The organism is Streptomyces alkaliphilus (assembly GCF_014141535.1).
Classification (GTDB): domain Bacteria; phylum Actinomycetota; class Actinomycetes; order Streptomycetales; family Streptomycetaceae; genus Streptomyces; species Streptomyces alkaliphilus.
Genome location: NZ_VKHT01001544.1, coordinates 1 through 766, shown reverse-complemented (window position 1 = coordinate 766; position 766 = coordinate 1). Strand labels below are relative to the sequence as shown.

Below are 766 nucleotides of genomic sequence, written 5' to 3'. Positions count from 1 at the left end.
GCCGGGGAGGGCGAGGTCGGCGAGGACGCCGGGCGGGCCCCCGCGAGCGGGAGGGGCGCGGGAACCCCACCGACCTCCGGAACGGCGAGGTCGGCACCGTGCGCCACCAACGCGCCCGCCACGGCGTCGGCCATCCCGGCGGCCCGGACGGGGTCGGTGTCGGTGGCGGTGATCTCGATCACCGGGGCGTCCGGGGAACCGGCCGAACGGATCCGCCCGCTCAGGTCGGACACCGGCACGCCGAGCGTCGCGGCGGCCCGTTCCAGGACCACAGGCTCGACGGCGAGCCGGCTGTGGATCCGGGCCAGGCCGACGGCGGCGGCGTGGTCCCCGGACTCCGGGACGGGCACCACCAGGTGGGCGCGCGAGACGTACCGGGGCTCGGAGAGCAGGGACCACCCGGCACCGAGGAGCGCGCCGGCGAGCAGACAGGCCAGCGGCAACCGGGCCGCCGCCACGAGCCCGCCGACCGGGCGGGTCGCGGCGGAGGGCTCCGAGGGGGCGACGCCGGCGGACGGGAGGGCGGACGGGAGGAACCCGGGGCCCCGGGGGACGGCACCCCCGGGGCCGCCGGTACCACCGACGGGCGGAGGGCCGGCCCCGGGCCGGGCCTCCACCGACCCGAGGACTCCCGGGGCCGCCGGGCGGCGGAGGATCCGGCGGAGCCCGGCACCGACGCCGAGGCCGGGTCCGATGAGCCGACGCAGGGGACGGGCCGCGGAGCGGACGGCGCCGGTCCCGTCGGTCCCCGCCGCCGGCCCCGGCC

The 766-nt window shown here is 81.5% G+C and carries 1 pseudogene; it reads right to left on the bottom strand.

The window, feature by feature from the left end:
• Window positions 1–458 (bottom strand): annotated as a pseudogene (locus tag FNQ90_RS25580) (lipopolysaccharide biosynthesis protein); the annotation flags it as partial.
• Between the last annotated feature and the right edge of the window lie 308 nt (window positions 459–766).